The following is a 16,487-nucleotide window of genomic DNA, read 5'->3' on the forward strand; positions in this document are numbered from 1 at the left end:
TGATAATGATTAAAGATTTAAATGAAGTTAAATTAGCGATAATTGGATTAGGCTATGTTGGTTTACCTCTGGCTGTTGAATTTGGAAAAAAATATCCAACATTAGGTTTTGATATCAATAAGCCAAGAATAGCAGAGCTTCAAAGTGGCATCGATAGCACACTAGAAGTTAGTAGCGAAGAGCTTGCTGCGACTAAAGCATTATCATACTCGTGTACTGTCGAAGATTTAAAGTCGTGTAATATATATATTGTTACTGTGCCTACACCCATTGATGAGCATAAACAACCTGACTTAACGCCGTTAATTAAAGCCAGCGAAATGCTGGGTAAAGTCATTAATAAAGGCGATATTGTTATTTATGAATCAACTGTTTATCCAGGGGCTACAGAAGAGTCATGTATCCCTGTTGTCGAGAAATTTTCGGGTTTAACCTTCAATAAAGATTTTTTTGCGGGATACTCCCCTGAACGAATTAATCCAGGCGATAAAGAACATCGGGTGATAAATATTTTAAAAGTTACCTCTGGATCAACGCCTGAAATTGCCGAATTTGTTGATCAGTTATACCGCTCCATCATTATTGCTGGCACACATAAAGCAAGCTCAATAAAAGTGGCAGAGGCGGCAAAGGTCATCGAAAATACCCAGCGTGATGTCAATATCGCATTAATTAATGAGTTATCAATCATTTTTAACAAATTGGGCATTGATACTTTAGAAGTATTAGAAGCTGCTGGTACTAAATGGAACTTCTTACCCTTTAGACCGGGTCTAGTAGGTGGACATTGTATCGGTGTCGATCCTTACTACTTAACACATAAAGCACAATCTGTTGGATATCACCCTGAGATGATTTTAGCTGGTCGTCGTTTAAATGATGGTATGGGGGCATACGTCGTATCGCAACTTGTTAAGAAAATGCTGAAAAATCGAATTCAAGTTGAAGGGTCTAACGTATTAGTTATGGGCTTAACCTTTAAAGAAAACTGTCCAGATTTACGTAACACCAAAATTGTTGATATCGTTAGCGAGCTAAAAGAATACAACATAAATGTCGATATTACCGATCCTTGGTGCTCAACTGAAGCAGCCGAGCATGAATATGGTTTATCTATTACACAAACCCCAGAAGCGGATAGCTACGATGCAATAATTCTAGCTGTTTCTCATGATGAATTTAAAAAACTAGGTGCGGAAAATATTCGTAAACTAGGTAAAAAGAACCATGTACTTTACGATCTAAAATATTTACTTCCTAAAGATAGTGTTGATATGCGTTTGTAGCGTTAATTCTCTTTTCAAGAAATTACCGTTATTGTTATTAGGCATTTGCCACCCGATACTGAAATAAATTCAGCATCAGGTGGTATTACGCCAATACACTAAATATAGATATTGAAAGACAGTTTTTCCATAAAAAATGAGTTCTACAATAAAGTAGGTAAGTTAAACATCACTTCTCAGCATATCAAAACAAACCAAATATAAATTAAAGGAAAATTATGTCTCGCTATAACGAAATCAAATTACAGCTGCAAACAGCGCCTAAAAAATGGCTTGTTACCGGAGTAGCTGGATTCATTGGTTCAAACATCCTTGAAAAATTATTAAAGCTTGATCAAACGGTTACTGGGTTAGACAATTTTGCTACCGGACACCAGCACAATCTAGATGAAGTACAGTCAGAAGTTTCGGCTGAGCAATGGGCAAGATTTACCTTTATTAAAGGAGATATCCGAAATTTTGATGATTGTCAAAAAGCAGTTTCAGGCGTTGATTACATCCTTCACCAAGCGGCATTAGGCTCTGTACCACGTTCAATTGCCGATCCAATATTAACTAATTCTGCAAATATTACCGGTTTTGTTAATATGTTAACAGCCGCTAAAGAAGAAAAAGTAAGTACTTTTGTTTACGCTGCATCAAGCTCTACTTATGGCGATCACCCTGCATTACCTAAAGTAGAAGAAAATATAGGTAAACCATTATCACCTTATGCCGTAACTAAGTATGTAAACGAGCTATATGCTGACGTGTTCAACAGAACCTATGGTTTGAACGCTACAGGGTTACGATACTTTAACGTTTTTGGTAAACGTCAAGACCCTGATGGCGCTTATGCAGCTGTAATTCCTAAATGGACAGCCGCTATGATCAACAATGAAGATTTATATATCAATGGAGATGGCGAAACTAGCCGAGATTTCTGTTTTGTTGAAAACGCAGTACAAGCAAACATATTAGCCGCTACTGCTGATGATGCCGGTAAAAATCAAGTTTACAACGTTGCTTTAGGCGACAGAACAAGCTTAAACACTTTATTTGATAGTTTAAAAATAGCATTAAAAGCGAACAGTGTGAATTATGATAAATCAGCAATTTATCAAGATTTCAGAGCAGGGGATGTTTTACATTCTCAAGCCGATATCTCTAAAGCTAAAAACTTATTAGGTTTTGAACCTGAGTTCAAAATACAACAAGGCATTGATAAAGCGATGCCTTGGTATATTAATTTTTTAACAAAATAGATAATTTTTAACAAAAAATAAGTAAAGTCCGATTTTATCGGACTTTACATTGTTAAATGAAACCCCCGAACATAAACCAGTTCAGCCAATACAAAAAAGCCCACCACCATAGCGGCAGTGTAAACCTTAATCCTGATTGTCCCCCCCCCGTCATATTGAACACGACACCGTCATCCTGAACTCGTTTCAGGATCTGTACTTGGTCAACAAACCCAAGATACTGAAATGAATTCAGCATGACGACAAAAGAACTACGTAATTCTACGTGTATGTCCCGTTATCAAGACACAACCACTGTCAGCCAGAAACCAAGACCGTCAGCCAGACACCACTACCGTCATCCTGATTTTGTCCCCCGTCATATTGAACACGACACCGTCATCCTGAACTCGTTTCAGGATCTGTATTTACTCAACAAACCCCAGATACTGAAATGAATTCAGCATGACGACAAAAGAACTACGTAATTCTACGTGTATGTCCCGTTACCCAGACACAACCACAGTCATCCTGACACCACTACAATCATCCTAAACACAAACCCGTCATCCTGAACTTGTTTCAGGATCTGTATTTAATCTACCAAACCCAGATACTGAAATGAATTCAGCATGACGACAAAAGAACTACGTAATTCTACGTGTATGTTCCGTTACCCAGACACAACCACCGTTATCCTGACACCACTATCATCATCCTAAACCCTCCACCGTCATCCTGAACTAGTTTCAGGATCTGTACTTAGAACGCAAAAAACACAAATACCAAAAGAGTATTTTTAATTTTATATGAGAAACCTGACAAAACAATAAAGCTCAACTACAATATTAATAACATGTAAAAATCATGTTAACAAAGGGAGTTGGTATGAATACATTAGTTTATATTTATATATTAGAGTCGGTGGATGGTAGTTACCACACTGGCTGCTGTGATGAACTTGGCATTGTGTTAGCGAAATACGATAAATATAACCAACTTCTTTTAGGTACTGAAATAAAGCCCCCAGTCAAACTTATCCACCAGCAGAAATTTAAAACTGAACAAGAAGCAAGATTGATAGAAAATGAAATTAGAAGGTGGTCTAAAAAACAAAAACAATTTCTTATTAACAATGATTGGCCTGAAATATCTAAATTAGCGAAAAAATTTATTTACTAACAGGGTCGTCAATATGAAACAGCCGCATATTTATATAATGACAAATATAAAAAACACGACGCTATACATAGGTGTAACGAGTCAGTTAGTTCAAAGGGTCTATCAACATAAATCTAAACTGACATTAGGCTTCACCAATAAATATAACCTGAATAAATTAGTATATTTTGAGTCATTTGAAACTATGTACGATGCGATAACAAGAGAAAAGCAACTTAAAAACTGGCGAAGGGCCTGGAAGAAAAATTTAATAGAAGAAATAAACCCGAATTGGCTAGATCTGAGCAAAGATTTATAAGCCACCCCACCCCCGTCATCCTGAACTCGTTTCAGGATCTGCACTTACTCAACAAACCCCAGATACTGAAATAAATTCAGCATGACGACAAAAGGGCAACGTAACTCTACGTATGAAGCCCGTCAATCAGACCCAGCCACCATCAGCCTGACACCATAAGCCAGACCCCACCACCGTCATCCTGAACTCGTTTCAGGATCTGTACTTACTCAACAAACCCCAGATACTGAAATGAATTCAGCATGACGACAAAAAGGGCAACGTAACTCTACGTATGAAGCCCGTCAATTAGACCCCACCACCGTCATCCTGAACTCGTTTCAGGATCTGTACTTACTCAACAAACCCCAGATACTGAAATGAATTCAACATGACGACAGAAGGGCAACGTAACTCTACGTATGTACCCCGTCAAACAGACAGAACCACCGTCACCTGACACCACCACTATCAGCCAGCCACTAATACCGTCAGCCAAACCCACACCACCGTCATCCTGAACTCGTTTCAGGATCTGTACTTATTCAACCAACCCAGATACTGAAATAAATTCAGCATGACGACAGAAGGGCAACGTAACTCTACGTATGAACACAGTCAAACAGGCAGGACCACCACCAACAGACACCACCACTATAAGTCAACCACCACCGTCATCCTGAACTCGTTTCAGGATCTGTACTTACTCAACAAAGCCCAGATACTGAAATGAATTCAGTATGACGACCAGGGGTAACCCATCTAAACAAGATACTGAAATAAATTCAGCATGACGACAAGGGGGCAATGCGCCTAAACAAGATACTGAAATAAATTCAGCATGACGAAAAAAGGGCAATACACCTAAACAAGATACTGAAATAAACTCAACATAACACCATCAACATAACGACAAACAGCAACGTACCCAAACCAAATATTGACATAAATCCAGCACCACAAGGAGAGAACTCTGTTACTCCCATACTTTCCTTTTTTCTGACTAGACAATAGTTAATAACTTGCGTATTATTCTGCGCAATACAGCTTTAACTATCTAAGCCCAAACGTTCATATATTGAAATGTATATATCGTTTAGATGAAAGCATGCAATTATATTTGTCTGCTGACTATTCCGGCATTAAAATGGCCATAATAATAAAGCGAAAACTGTACGCATTGTTAAGATGTTTTTACAATAAACATCAAAAATTTCAAAACAACACGGCAGTTGACTCACTTAGCGAAGGATTGAATAAACTTACACGATGTTAAAATACTCTAAAAAACTAGTTGTCTCATTGTCATTATTGATGCTGAGTAGTTGTAGTATGATCCCTGGCAGTCATATGGAAGGGGTTGATGTTGAACCTGAAACTTCTACGCTAGCGCAAGACTTATCGAATGTTAGTATTTCGGTGATCGATTCAGCGCTTATCTCTGAATTAAAAGACAATCAACAAGTCTTCACTAAAGCCAAAAAATACAATCCAATGTCAATCGAAGGTTATGATTATGTGCTTGGTATTGGTGATGTGTTATCTATTGGCGTATGGGACCATCCCGAACTTACTATTCCGGCAGCTGTTCAAAGAACGGCTGCATTTGACGGTTTTAGAATTCAAGCTGATGGCACCATTACCTATGCTTATGCCGCCAATGTACCTGCTGCCGGTAAAACCATTAGACAATTACACGCGATATTAGTAGAAAAACTAAGCCGAGTTATTGAAAAACCACAACTAGATATAAAAGTAGTCGGTTTTAATAGCCAAAGAGCTTATGTTACCGGCGAAGTAAACAAGCCAGGCGTATACGCAGTTACCGAAATCCCACTGACGTTAATCGACGCAATTAACCAAGCAGGGGGTTTAAGTGAGAGAGCCGATTGGCGCACAGTCGCTTTTACACGAAACAATAAAACCGAAATCATTAAGCTAAATGATTTTTATACCAAAGGTGATATCAGTCAAAACCGTTTACTAAAACACGGTGATATCCTCCATGTAAATCGCACAGACAATCAAAAAGTATTTGTTCTGGGTGATGTAAACAAAGCGGGTAGCATTGAAATTAATCGTTATGGCTTAAGCCTTGCTGAAGCATTAAGCGACGTTGGCGGTTTAAACGAGCAAACAGCCAATGCTAATGGTATTTTTGTTTTACGCAAACGCCCAGACAACCAAGAAGGTATTATTGCTGATGTTTATCAATTACATGCACAAAATGTAATTGCACTCGTATTAGCCGATCAATTTAAGTTACAACCTCGTGATATCGTGTATGTGACTACGGCACCAATAGCACGTTGGAATCGTTTAATCAGTCAACTAATACCAACGATTCAAACCGTTTACTCTATATCTACTATTAAAAATCAAGGGACGATATTCTAATGGGAATGTTTAACTCCATTTTAGTGGTATGTGCCGGTAATATTTGTCGAAGCCCTACGGGTGAATACTTACTTATAGATAAGCTAAAGAACAAGCTAGGCAATAACGATATAAAAGTTTCTTCAGCAGGACTAACCGCATTAGTGGGTAATAGCGCAGAAGCAACGGCAACGAGTATTGCCTTAAGCAATAATATTGATATGAGCCCACACCAAGGCAGACAACTCAATTCAACATTAATTACTGAAAATGATTTGATTTTAGTGATGGAAGAACGTCACTTAACCGATTTGTTAGGTAAATATCCACAGGCCAGAGGAAAAACCTTCTTGTTAGGTAAATGGATCGATAATACTGAGATACCTGATCCTTATCGCCAAAGTCATGAAGCGTTTGAGCATGTTTATCAATTGGTTGATAAAGCCTGTTCTGCTTGGACCAAATACCTTTAAACTAGCGTTTTAATTTACCCTTAAACAAAAAGTTTAAATTCAGAATTATTTATTAAAAAGTACACTTAATATGTCAATTAATGAAAATATAGCTCAGCCTACTGTTAAAAATCAGCAAAGCAATGATGCACCAGCGAACGAAATTGACTTAATGTCTCTCTTTGGCGCGTTAGTCGATCGTAAGTTTTTCATCTGTATTATCACAGCTATCTTTATGCTGGTGGGCGTTGCTGTCGCCATGTTTTCAACGCCTATCTATCAAGCAACAGCAATGATTCAAGTAGAAGAAAGTGGTGGCTCAGTACCAGGGTTAGATGACATGGCTGGCATGTTTGAAAGTAGCTCTAAATCAATAACAGAAATTGAATTGTTAAAGTCACGCTCAGTTATCGGCGAAGCCGTTGATGCGTTGAAACTAGATGTTGTTGCCAAGCCGAAATTATTCCCAATAATTGGTGGTCGTAGTTTTAGAAAATTCAACCCGACAAAAATAGGCGATGTGGCACCAGCAAATTTTGGTGCAGTAAGTTACGCTTGGGGTGGTGAAAAAATTGATGTGTTCCGCTTCGATGTACCTAAGTACGCTATCAATCGTGGGTATATAGTTATAGCTGGCGAGAATAATACCTATAAACTTTTATCAGCAAATAAAGAAGTGATTTTGCAAGGTAAAGTAGGCGAAGAACTCACTAATGGCATTTTCAGTATTACCCTTAAAGCGTTAACGGCAAGAGCAGGCACTGAATTTACTGTAACCCGTAAAGATCGTTTAAATACCATTGTTGATTTGCAGGCCGCCATTGGTGCCAGCGAAAAAGGTAAAGATTCAGGTATTGTTAATTTAAGTTTGCAGCATGCAACACCTGCTTACGCTGAAAAGGTATTAAACAAAGCCGCTGAAATATATGTACGTAGAAATGTTGATAGAAACTCAGCAGAAGCTAAGAAATCACTCGACTTTTTAGAAGTACAATTACCTGAAATTAAAAAGCAATTAGAAGTGTCTGAAGCCTTATTTAACGATTATCAAATAAACCAAAAATCAGTCAATATCACTCTCGAAACTCAAGGGGTATTAGAGCAAATAGTTGAGCTAGATACCAAGTTACAAGAACTTGACCTTAACCGTCTTGCTATGTCTCGAAAATTCAAACGTACCCATCCTAACTACCAAGGTATTGTTGAACAAATTGATGCCGTACAAAAACAACGTGATGGCCTAGCACAAAAAATAGCTAACTTACCTGAAATGCAACAAAAACTATTAGGCCTAACCCGTGATGTTGAAGTAGGTAACGAAATTTATATGATGCTGCTAGGTAAGGTACAAGAGTTAGATATTGTGCGTGCCGGTACGGTAGGTAATGTGCGTATCATTGATGTCGCAGAAGTGAATACTACCAAGCCAGTAAAACCTAAAAAAGCATTAATTGTGGTTATGGCTACTATGCTAGGCGGTATGTTAGCGATAGCGATAGTACTTATACAAAAAGCACTGCATAAAGGCGTTGAAGACCCAAGTGAAATAGAAGCTATTGGCATGCCAGTATATGCCAGTGTGCCTTTCTCAGTAGATCAAGATAAATTGTCAAATTTAATTAGTGGTAAGAAACGAAACAATCAGATAGGAAAAAAAGTATTAGCCGTAGATAACCCAGCAGATTTATCTATAGAGGCATTACGTAGCCTGCGTACCAGTCTGCACTTTGCCATGATGGAAGCTAAAAATAATGTTATTGCTATCTCTGGACCTTCTCCAGGTGTCGGTAAATCTTTCATATCAACAAACTTAGGGGTAGTGCTCGCGCAGAGTGGCCAAAAAGTGTTGTTGATAGATGCCGATATGCGTAAAGGCTATATTCATAAGCATTTTAGCTTTGCATGGAAAAACGGTTTGTCTGAATATTTATCAGGCCAAAAAACGCTAGAGCAGGTCACTAAATCGACTGATGTAGCAGGTTTTGACATTATTACACGGGGTCAAGTACCACCTAACCCGTCTGAGCTATTAATGCATGCCAATTTTAGTCAATTAATCGCAGAGATAAAAACTAAGTACGACATTATTATTATTGATACCCCCCCTATTTTAGCGGTTACAGATCCAGCGATTGTCGGTGGCCATGCGGGAAGCATGCTACTTGTTACGCGCTTTGGTCAAAATGGTATTAAAGAAATAGATTACGCTCGCCAACGTTTTGAACAAAACGGTATCGATGTGAAAGGTGTGGTATTTAATGGCGTGCTTAAAAAAGCCAGTAACGCCTACGGCTATTACGGATACGCTAACTACGAATATAAATCTGATAAATAACCCGTAGGCGCGAATTTGGCGATACTGTCATTCCCAAGTTGTTTTATTGGGAGTCAATGGGCTTTGTATGTAGATTTACCCGCGCAATTACTATAAAAACATAAATGGATTTTGTTCACAAACAACATCCTTAATAAATTGAATAAATTGAATAAATTGAATAAATAAGTGAAGAAAGAAATGAATGCATCATTAAAGGATCTAAAAATAGGTGTAATTGGCCTAGGCTACGTAGGGCTACCATTAGCAGTAGAATTTGGTAAAAAATACCCAACACTGGGCTTTGACATTAACCAAGCAAGAGTTAACCAGTTATTAAGTGGTCATGATTCAACGTTAGAGGTAAGTGACGAAGAGCTAAAAGATACCCCTTTAATGTCTTATTCATTCTCCGTAGATGATTTAAAAAACTGTAACGTTTATATCGTTACCGTACCAACCCCCATAGATGAACATAAACAACCTGACTTAACGCCTTTGGTTAAAGCCAGTGCAATGCTCGGTAAAGTGGTAAGTAAAGGCGATATCATTATCTATGAATCAACTGTTTACCCAGGCGCAACAGAAGAAACCTGCTTACCCGAAGTGGAACGCGTTTCAGGTCTAACCTTTAATAAAGATTTCTTTGCAGGGTACTCCCCAGAGCGTATCAATCCTGGTGATAAAGAGCACCGTGTTACTAATATTTTAAAAGTAACCAGCGGTTCAACCCCTGAAATAGCTGAAATCGTTGACCAACTATATAAGTCAGTAATTACCGCAGGTACCCATAAAGCATCAAGCATTAAAGTAGCAGAAGCGGCAAAAGTGATTGAGAACACTCAACGTGATGTAAACATCGCGCTAATCAATGAACTTTCAATCATCTTTAATAAGCTAGACATTGATACCTTAGAAGTATTAGAAGCTGCAGGCACTAAATGGAACTTCTTACCATTCCGTCCTGGTTTGGTCGGCGGACACTGTATCGGTGTTGATTCTTACTACTTAACCCATAAAGCACAAAGTGTTGGCTACCACCCTGAAATGATCTTGGCCGGTCGCCGTTTAAACGATGGCATGGGCAAATATGTGGTTTCACAACTAGTTAAAAAAATGCTCTCTAAGCGCATTCATGTTGATGGTGCCAAGGTATTAGTAATGGGCTTAACGTTTAAAGAAAACTGCCCTGACTTACGTAATACCAAAGTGGTTGATATTGTCAGCGAGCTGAAAGAATACAAAATTGATGTTGATGTAGTTGACCCTTGGTGTTCAAGTGAAGAGTCAGAACATGAGTATGGTTTGTCATTAGTAAAAGAAGTAAAAGCTAATACTTATGATGCAATAATCCTAGCGGTTGGGCACAACGAATTTAAAGCGTTAGGTGCAGAAAATATTCGTGCTTATGGCAAAGAGAATCACGTTCTTTACGATTTAAAATATATTTTAGATAAAGAATCTGTAGATATGCGTTTGTAGACGTGAATTTATCCATGCTATTTAAACTCCTTCATTCCCGAGTTGTTTGATCGGACGTGGCATATATGCTACTCATTAGAAAATGCAGGACGTACATTCTCCTGAATCTAATAGATATTGCTAGGTGGGAACTTGGTCGCCTTTTGTATGCAGATTTACCCTTAAAAGTTAAATAAAGAATTAAAATGTCACGATATAATGAAATCAAAACAGAATTACTAGCTGAACCAAAAATTTGGTTAGTAACAGGTGTTGCAGGCTTCATAGGTTCAAACCTATTAGAGACTTTACTTAAATTAAATCAAAAGGTTGTAGGTTTAGATAGCTTCGCCACAGGTCACCAGCGTAACTTAGATGAAGTGAAATCACTAGTGAGTGATGACCAATGGAATAACTTTAGTTTTATTGAAGGTGATATTCGCAACGCACAAGATTGTGAACAAGCGTTTAAGTATAATCACGACGCAGTGGATTATGTTCTGCACCAAGCAGCTTTAGGCTCAGTACCACGTTCAATCGCAGACCCTATTACTACTAACGCCGCTAATATTACCGGTTTTTTAACCATGTTACAGGCAGCCAAAGAAGCGCAAGTAAAAAGCTTTATTTACGCAGCGAGCAGTTCAACTTACGGTGATCATCCGGCTCTACCTAAAGTAGAAGATAATATTGGCAATCCATTATCACCTTATGCAGTAACTAAATACGTAAACGAGTTATATGCTGGCGTTTATGCAAAAACGTACGGTTTTAAAACGATTGGCTTACGTTACTTTAACGTATTTGGTCAACGTCAAGATCCCGGTGGTGCTTATGCTGCTGTGATCCAAAATGCACAGCTTCGATGAAAAAAAAGAAGATGTATTTATTAATGGCAACGGTGAAACCAGCCGAGATTTTTGCTTTATAGAGAATACTGTGTAAATGAATATTCTTGCTGCGACAGCATCAGATGAAGCAAAAGATGAAGTTTATAATGTCGCTGTAGGTGACAGAACTACGCTTAATGTTTTACATAAAGTAATTCAGTTTGGCTTACAAAAAAATAATATTAAGGCAAATTCAGCGCCTATTTTTCAGGATTTTAGAGCCGGTGATGTACGCCATTCTAAAGCTGATGTGTCAAAAGCAGTCAATAACTTAGGCTATGAACCAGAGTTTCGTATATACCAAGGTATTGCTAAAGACATGCCTTGGTATAAAGTATTCTTAAGTAAGTAACTGAAATAGTGTCCAGCTTTTTTCTAGTGTTTTTAATTTAACTATTTTGGAAAATAATGAAAACTAGCTTTATCTACTACTTTCTATCCAAAGGTGGAACTGGAATTATTTCAATTCTGTCAATAATAATATTCACAAGAATGTTATCGCCTGAAGAGTATGGTCAATTATCAATTACGTTGTCGATAGTGTCACTTTTTTGTTCTATTGGATATCAATGGATTGCATTATCAATTGTTAGATTTAACTCTTCTCAAGAAACATCACCAAACCTGGTTACAGCGACAGCCACTTTGTTATTTGTACTGTCATCTTCTCTTATTTTTATAACTTCCTATTTATGGAACAAATTTGTAATAACTACACCTTATAGTAATTTAGAGTTCCTTTTACTAAATATTATGTGCATATCCCTCGGTGCATTTACTTTAGTGGTTCAAGTGCTAAATTCAAACGGGCAAGCAAAGAAATTTGCACTTTTAAACTCTATAAAATCAGTGATGGTGTTCATTATATCTGTAAGCATTTTTAACTATTTTGGTTTCTCAGTGTTATGGGTTGTGTTGTCAAATATAGTCGTAATTGCTTGTTTATTACTTCTATATAGTCCGTCTTTTATTAATTTAAATTTATTGAGTAAATCCAAACACAGTGATTTATTTAGGGCTTTTGTAAACTATGGATTTCCACTAGCTATATCGACGTTGGCCATATTGGTGATCGATCTGTCAGATAGGTTTATGATTGTATATTGGTATGGGAATTCAGAGCTTGCGGCCTATACTGCTGCTTACGATCTAATTCAACAGAGTGTTGGTTCTTTATTTAGTATATTAAGTCTTACATTTTTACCTGTAATTATTAAAAGTTATGATAGTAGTGATAATTCAACTTATCGAAAATATTTAAATAAATACTATGAGTTTGTTTTGTGTTTGGCATTTTGTGTCATCGCATTATTTTGTGGGATGAATGAAGTCATAGCTAACATTATATTTGGTGTTGAGCTTAGAGAAGGAGCATCCAATTTAACACCTATAGTAGCAGTAGCAATTCTAATAGGCTCAATAAAAACGCATTTTATTGATATCCCTATGAAAACAAATAGAAAAACAAAGATTTTATTAAATATATCAATATTTATGGCAATAACTAACCTTGCGTGTAATTATATTTTAATACCAGAAATTGGTGCTTATGGTGGTGCAGTAGCAACATTAATAGCCTTTACCGTTGGTGGGGGGTTAAGTTTGCACTACTCTAATTACCAGGTAGTAGCTTATTGTGAAAAGTCTCTGTTATTAAAAATTTGTTTTTGCCTAGCTGTGCTTTTATTAATAACAAAGGTTGTGTTAGTACCTTCAAATTATGGTCTGACAAGTTCAATTTTATATATGGGATGCTATACATTAGTTATGCTCTCAATCATATATATGTTGGATTTTTTCAAAATAAGAACGAATTTTAAAATGAAAAGGTTTTAGTATATGTTTTCAATAGTTACAGCCAGCTACAATAGAGTGAATCTTCTTCCAAGGCTATATTATAGTCTTTACAATCAGAAGATGAAAATTGATTGGATAATTGTTGACGATGGTTCAACTGATAATACTAAAGAGTATTTAGATTCAATTAAAAATAATGAATTCGTTAACATTATATATATTTATCAAGATAATCAAGGGAAGCATCGCGCATTAAATAATGGGATGAAATATGTTAAACTACCATGGGTAGCGGTTATTGATTCAGATGATATGATTGAGGAAAGTTGCCTTGAAAATGTGAGTAATCATATTTCGCGACTTAATCTAGATGAGGAAGCTTCTGTCGGAGCTATAATTTTTAATAGTAAAGATATGAATGGTGATCTTATCGGTACTAATTTCCCATTCGGCGAAATGAAAGCAAAAACCTTCGAATATTATGATAAATACAATATCACGGGTGATAAATTTGATTTTTATAAGTCGATAGTTTTAAAAAAGTTCCCTTTTCCTGAGTTTACTAATGAGAGGTTCATTTCAGAAAGTACAGTTTGGTCACGGATTAATGAAGAGTACGATTCATACTTCATTAATGAAGCTTATCAGATTGTGGAATATCAGGAAGGTGGGCTTTCTGATATGTCATTTCTTAATAGAGTTAAATCACCAAATGGTGCATGTCTATGCTATTACGAAGCATCTAAACGAAGTTTGTCTACTAAAAAGAACATTAGAAATAAGTCGAATTATTATCGTTTCAGGTTACATGGTGGGCATGAAGTCAATCTTGGTTTAAAAATAAACTTTAACTTAGAGTGTATAACACCCTTATTAATAGGCTTAAGTTTATTTTTAAAAGATCAATATAAAATAGTATTTCATCGTAGGATAAAAAAAGCAAATGACTAGAGGGATTGACCGCTTCGGCTTCATAATACTTTTGTTCTCAACTTTGCAGGGAGTATACTTCACATCTATTGGTGTGGCCCCCTTGACATTACTTGCTGGTGTTGGTGTTATTTTCATGTCAATCCTAATTTCTAGGAATGATACATATTCTTTGCAGGGTATATATAGTGGTTCAAGTGCGATAGTAGGCTTTTATTTTTTAACTTTCATATCTTCTGTATTATCGCTTATTTACTTTGGTGACAATCCTGATCTAAAACGTATGTTAGCTTATCTCCTCGTAATAATGGTAGCTGTGGCAGCACCGGTTTTTTTTAAATATATAAATATTGAATATATTTTACGTATGACGTTGATATGCCATTTTACTTATTTTTATATTCAGTTTATTTTGTATTATCAATTTCAAGTCGATTTTGACCTTATCGGAAATTTGACAGGGCAAAATCAGAAAGGCTGGGGAGGTAGCTTTTCAACAGAAGGAATGGGTCATGTTAGAAGGTTAGGTGGAATGTTTAATGAGCCTGGTTCTTATGCAACATTTATATCACCTATTACTGCAATATTTTTAAATTTTTATTCCAAAAATTTATTTAATAAAATGGTTGCCTACTTGTCATTAGCTTCAATAATTCTATCTTTTAGTGTATTTGGTTTTATCTTTGCGTCACTTATGTTTATTGCGATAATGCTGTCCTATAAAGGAAAGGAGATTGTTTTTTTAACAGTATCATATTTACTTTGTCTTTCTGTTACTTTGCCATATTTCACCTACCGCTTCATAGACAGAAATACAGCAGGGCTTGATACAGGTTTATCGTTTAGGGAAACATTTATAAGTGAGCTTATGACTTTTCTAGGCTCAGGACCTTATGAGTTTCTCTTTGGAACAGGTTTAATCTCCACTTCACTTGATGATAAAGTCAACCTCATTGGGGCTGTAAATGATACATCTATTTTTCTAGCATTAATTTTGAACTTAGGTGTTATTTTACCAACTGTATTTGTTTCATATTTAGCACTTCTGAATTTAAAGAAAAAAGAATATTTTTGTTTGATCGCACTAATTATTATCTTTTTGTCGAAGCTTTCGATTTTTTATATTTTTTTTCCAATTATTTTAACTTTCACATTTATGCAGAATAACTCGTCTATTGATAGGGAAAAATATTGACAACCTTAAACCATATAATAACAAACTTTTCAGGAGTAGGCGGTGCAGAAATGATGCTCATTAAGCTCATAAAATCGATGCCAAGTTATAACCACCGTGTAATAAGTTTAATGGGTATTTCAGATGAATTTAAACTAAAGCTTAGCAGGGAAAATGTGCACTTTTATTCTTTAAATTGCAAAAATGCACTTAGTCTATTTTTGTCTGTATTTAAAATTAAAAGACTATTGAAAGAGAAACAGGAAACTAGCTTGATTATTGCTTGGATGTATCACGCATGTTTTGTTGCAGGAATTCTAGCTTTGTTAGGACGTTCATTTAAAGTTTTTTTTAATATACGTCACTCTCTTGATAATATTTCATCAGAAAAGTTTAGTACTAAATTAGCCATCAAGTTTACGTGTTTTTTGTCGAAATTTGTAAATGGTAGTATTTTTTGCTCCCAAAATGCTTTGATACAGCATCAGGAATATGGCTACAAAGGAAAATTGATTTATATACCTAATGGTATTGAGGTTGATCTACAGACAAAACTTGAAAATAGGGAGTTTCATTCACAAAATGTTATAGGCACTTTAGGGCGTTTTCACAGTGCGAAAGATTACCCAAACCTTTTAAAGGCATTTCGCTTCGTTTTAGATAAGAGACCTAATACTCAATTGAAAATTGGAGGAAATGGTGCAACCTTCAGTAATCGTAAATTTAGAAAAATAGTCGATGAAAACAATATACCTTATAATAGGATTACTCTTTATGGTCAAGTTAAGGAAACCCAACAATTCTATTCAAATATAGATGTTTTCGTTTTGGCAAGTAAAACAGAAGGTTTCCCGAACGTCCTATTAGAAGCTATGTATAATTTTTTACCTGTGGTCAGTACTGATGTTGGAGATGCTCGGCAGATAATTCCAAGTAAAGGTATGCTTGTTGAAGCACAAAATCCACAATATTTAGCAGATTTAATTCTTAGTGTGTTAGATCTTAATGAAGACAAACTAAAAAATATGGCAAAAATTAATCATCAATATATCATGGACAATTATACTATAGAAAGCGTATCGAAAAGTTATCAATCGGTTTTGTCTGAAGTGAATTGGAGCTAAT

Annotated in this window: 12 protein-coding genes and 1 pseudogene; all 13 read left to right on the forward strand. The window is 36.2% G+C overall.

The genetic code is table 11. The features are described from left to right. Window positions 1-5: 5 nt before the first annotated feature. The 13 genes and pseudogenes from tviB (H4J67_RS01950) to H4J67_RS02010 all read left to right on the forward strand — a co-directional run bounded on the left by tviB (H4J67_RS01950) (window position 6) and on the right by H4J67_RS02010 (window position 16,486). Complete coding sequence (tviB, locus tag H4J67_RS01950; RefSeq protein WP_220471604.1) at window positions 6-1,286, forward strand: Vi polysaccharide biosynthesis UDP-N-acetylglucosamine C-6 dehydrogenase TviB; 1,281 nt, start codon at window positions 6-8, stop codon at window positions 1,284-1,286. A gap of 218 nt (window positions 1,287-1,504) precedes the next feature. Next, window positions 1,505-2,530, forward strand: coding sequence for an NAD-dependent epimerase/dehydratase family protein (locus H4J67_RS01955; protein WP_182176097.1), 1,026 nt, complete (start codon window positions 1,505-1,507; stop codon window positions 2,528-2,530). An 867-nt stretch (window positions 2,531-3,397) separates the two neighbouring features. Further along, on the forward strand, window positions 3,398-3,691 hold the full coding sequence (locus tag H4J67_RS01960) for a hypothetical protein (protein WP_182202698.1): 294 nt from the start codon (window positions 3,398-3,400) through the stop codon (window positions 3,689-3,691). A 13-nt stretch (window positions 3,692-3,704) separates the two neighbouring features. After that, window positions 3,705-3,989 (forward strand): GIY-YIG nuclease family protein, encoded by a 285-nt coding sequence (locus H4J67_RS01965; protein WP_182202700.1) that lies wholly within the window; start codon window positions 3,705-3,707, stop codon window positions 3,987-3,989. 1,248 nt (window positions 3,990-5,237) lie between these two features. Then, entirely contained in the window at window positions 5,238-6,365 is a 1,128-nt protein-coding gene (locus H4J67_RS01970) for a polysaccharide export protein (protein WP_182202702.1), read from the forward strand. A gap of 5 nt (window positions 6,366-6,370) precedes the next feature. Then, window positions 6,371-6,817, forward strand: coding sequence for a low molecular weight protein-tyrosine-phosphatase (locus tag H4J67_RS01975; protein WP_182202782.1), 447 nt, complete (start codon window positions 6,371-6,373; stop codon window positions 6,815-6,817). 70 nt (window positions 6,818-6,887) lie between these two features. Continuing rightward, the gene (locus H4J67_RS01980; RefSeq protein WP_182202703.1) at window positions 6,888-9,131 is read left to right on the forward strand and encodes a polysaccharide biosynthesis tyrosine autokinase; all 2,244 of its coding nucleotides are present in this window, start codon (window positions 6,888-6,890) and stop codon (window positions 9,129-9,131) included. Between the two features lie 180 nt (window positions 9,132-9,311). Then, window positions 9,312-10,592, forward strand: a complete 1,281-nt coding sequence (gene tviB / locus H4J67_RS01985; RefSeq protein WP_182202705.1) for a Vi polysaccharide biosynthesis UDP-N-acetylglucosamine C-6 dehydrogenase TviB — start codon at window positions 9,312-9,314, stop codon at window positions 10,590-10,592. A gap of 185 nt (window positions 10,593-10,777) precedes the next feature. Further along, a pseudogene (locus H4J67_RS01990) lies at window positions 10,778-11,813 on the forward strand (NAD-dependent epimerase/dehydratase family protein). A 56-nt stretch (window positions 11,814-11,869) separates the two neighbouring features. Then, a complete protein-coding gene (locus tag H4J67_RS01995) occupies window positions 11,870-13,297 on the forward strand; it encodes an oligosaccharide flippase family protein (RefSeq protein ID WP_182202707.1) in 1,428 nt (475 codons plus the stop codon). Between the two features lie 3 nt (window positions 13,298-13,300). Then, the gene (locus H4J67_RS02000) at window positions 13,301-14,209 is read left to right on the forward strand and encodes a glycosyltransferase family 2 protein (protein WP_182202709.1); all 909 of its coding nucleotides are present in this window, start codon (window positions 13,301-13,303) and stop codon (window positions 14,207-14,209) included. Continuing rightward, a complete protein-coding gene (locus H4J67_RS02005; RefSeq protein ID WP_182202710.1) occupies window positions 14,202-15,383 on the forward strand; it encodes a hypothetical protein in 1,182 nt (393 codons plus the stop codon). Before H4J67_RS02000 ends, H4J67_RS02005 begins: the two co-directional genes overlap by 8 nt. Beyond that, window positions 15,380-16,486 carry a glycosyltransferase gene (locus H4J67_RS02010; RefSeq protein ID WP_182202712.1) on the forward strand — a complete coding sequence of 369 codons (1,107 nt, stop codon included), beginning with the start codon at window positions 15,380-15,382 and terminating at the stop codon, window positions 16,484-16,486. The genes H4J67_RS02005 and H4J67_RS02010 overlap by 4 nt, the downstream gene beginning before the upstream one ends. The last annotated feature ends 1 nt before the right edge of the window (window position 16,487 follow it).

The organism is Colwellia sp. BRX10-4, from assembly GCF_014077465.1.
GTDB lineage: Bacteria > Pseudomonadota > Gammaproteobacteria > Enterobacterales > Alteromonadaceae > Colwellia_A.

Coding starts and splice junctions, on each gene's coding strand:
- tviB (WP_220471604.1), top strand. CDS start 6: ATGATTAAAGATTTAAATGAAGTTAAATTAGCGATAATTGGATTAGGC.
- H4J67_RS01955 (WP_182176097.1), top strand. CDS start 1,505: ATGTCTCGCTATAACGAAATCAAATTACAGCTGCAAACAGCGCCTAAA.
- H4J67_RS01960 (WP_182202698.1), top strand. CDS start 3,398: ATGAATACATTAGTTTATATTTATATATTAGAGTCGGTGGATGGTAGT.
- H4J67_RS01965 (WP_182202700.1), top strand. CDS start 3,705: ATGAAACAGCCGCATATTTATATAATGACAAATATAAAAAACACGACG.
- H4J67_RS01970 (WP_182202702.1), top strand. CDS start 5,238: ATGTTAAAATACTCTAAAAAACTAGTTGTCTCATTGTCATTATTGATG.
- H4J67_RS01975 (WP_182202782.1), top strand. CDS start 6,371: ATGTTTAACTCCATTTTAGTGGTATGTGCCGGTAATATTTGTCGAAGC.
- H4J67_RS01980 (WP_182202703.1), top strand. CDS start 6,888: ATGTCAATTAATGAAAATATAGCTCAGCCTACTGTTAAAAATCAGCAA.
- tviB (WP_182202705.1), top strand. CDS start 9,312: ATGAATGCATCATTAAAGGATCTAAAAATAGGTGTAATTGGCCTAGGC.
- H4J67_RS01995 (WP_182202707.1), top strand. CDS start 11,870: ATGAAAACTAGCTTTATCTACTACTTTCTATCCAAAGGTGGAACTGGA.
- H4J67_RS02000 (WP_182202709.1), top strand. CDS start 13,301: ATGTTTTCAATAGTTACAGCCAGCTACAATAGAGTGAATCTTCTTCCA.
- H4J67_RS02005 (WP_182202710.1), top strand. CDS start 14,202: ATGACTAGAGGGATTGACCGCTTCGGCTTCATAATACTTTTGTTCTCA.